Origin of the sequence: Marinobacter sp. (assembly GCF_035268745.1) — a bacterium.
In the GTDB taxonomy this organism is placed as follows: domain Bacteria; phylum Pseudomonadota; class Gammaproteobacteria; order Pseudomonadales; family Oleiphilaceae; genus Marinobacter.
Map to the genome: position 1 here is coordinate 1 of NZ_DATFKH010000252.1, position 1,690 is coordinate 1,690.

Below are 1,690 nucleotides of genomic sequence, written 5' to 3' on the forward strand. Positions count from 1 at the left end.
GCAGTGGATGATTGATGAACTTCGCGATCCATGGTTTCGTATCCTGGGGCAGTTCAACAATCGGAACTCTGGTGTCTCCCGTACCAGGGGAATTAGCGCTTCGGTCGGGCCGGTGACACTGTCTACTGGTTGGTCCAGTTCGCCTCCACCCCTGGATGATGTGTTTTTCGCTGGTTTCGGCTTCAATGTCAGCGAGGTTCCGGTCGACAGTATCGTGAATGGAAATATCATCACGTTTCGAATCAATGATGTGCGATACATCGACAACAGACTCGTTGTAGATTCGGAATTCGCTCCCGGGCTCAGCCGCGCAGCGGGTGTTGCAGTAAATAATCTCCTGTCCGGGCAGACCGTGGTTGATAACCAGTGCGTCATCGATAAACTTGCCGAATATGACGATAACAATCCGGAAATCGAGTTCCGGGAGGGCGGACCCGGGGGTTCGCTGTTCGACTTCCCCGACACATCCGGTAGCAGTGGTTCAGACTTATGTACCAAGCGCGTCTGCGCAACAGTCTGCATCGATGGCAATTGCAGCTGCCAGTTTGAGGTTGTTGTACTTACACTTTGTTGATATCCGGATAACGATTGTAAGTCAGGTGTCGGTCGGGGGCCGCGGAATAGTCTCGGCGCCTTCATCTGCGAATCGGTGTCTGGTGGGGAACCGGGCCCGTGCACAACATCGTCAGCCGGATAAGTCCAAAACCCGTGCCCGAACAGCGAATTACCAGGGAACCTCTGAACAACCCTGTGCGGGCGCGACGGCGCCTGCGGATACCGTAATTTCGCGACCGAGTGCCAGGGAAGCGTACTGACGTTCAGTCGTAACGCTGCCCGTCATGTTCCACCCAGCCGCCGCCCCCGGGCTGGGCCGGGTCGCTGTAGGTCCTGGAAATGAACCCGCCGCGGGCTTCCCATTCGTAGTAGCCGGTCACGCGCACGACGTCGCCGGGCTGGACCGGCACGCGGGTGGAACTTTCGAGTGAGTGACGCACCTGAACGGTGACCCCCTCGGTCGGCCGGATCGTGAATCGCTGGCGCTTGCCGCCGATGTTCTCGTCGCCCAGCGATCTTTAAGGCGTGCCTGTCCAATTTGATTCTCCGGAACAAGGAACGGTTCAAGGCCACCATCTACTTTCACCTGGGCGGCCTCGACCTATGCCCGGCGGCGGTTGGGCAATGAAGCATACCCACAGGTTTCAGTGAAGAGTTCTTCTTATGACTTGCCATATGGCAGTCCGGGAATTGTCTTATGGCGCAGTTTGTGCAGCTGTCGGTTTGGGCCATGTCCAGGCGTACCAGACGATAAACAGCAAAGTGGTTAGTTCAACAGTCGCGAAAAATATATAGTACATGTCCGGGGACCCAACAAATAAAGACGCTGTAAGAACTAAAGCTTGTATTATGGCTACGATGATATTAGCCCAGCGATTGACAGCGTGCCTTAACACTCGTGAAAGGACGATCATGATCATCCCCAATTCCAGGATTATAGCTATAAGCAGAAGCATTGCAGGAGATAGGATTGACTTGACTAATTCAAAGTTTTCTGCAGTCGTGACATCATATCCTGTGTACGTCACTTCCATCAGGCTTATAATATCAGCGTAAATAATGTTCACTATGAAAAACACCCATAGCGTTGATAAGACGATTTTTCTGTCTGTGCCGTTTTTAACCAGTTCCATTT

General features: G+C 53.3%; 3 protein-coding genes. 1 reads left to right on the forward strand and 2 read right to left on the reverse strand.

Features of this window, described 5'->3' with window-relative positions; translation table 11 throughout:
• A partial coding sequence (locus tag VJ956_RS16015; RefSeq protein ID WP_324086042.1) for a hypothetical protein occupies positions 1-574 on the forward strand: 574 nt, incomplete at its 5' end.
• A 244-nt stretch (positions 575-818) separates the two neighbouring features.
• Here VJ956_RS16015 and VJ956_RS16020 read toward each other — a convergent pair.
• Positions 819-1,067 carry a DUF3465 domain-containing protein gene (locus VJ956_RS16020; protein WP_324086044.1) on the reverse strand — a complete coding sequence of 83 codons (249 nt, stop codon included), beginning with the start codon at positions 1,065-1,067 and terminating at the stop codon, positions 819-821.
• A gap of 183 nt (positions 1,068-1,250) precedes the next feature.
• Positions 1,251-1,690 (reverse strand): DUF6326 family protein (locus tag VJ956_RS16025; RefSeq protein WP_324086043.1); only part of this gene is annotated, 440 nt, incomplete at its 5' end.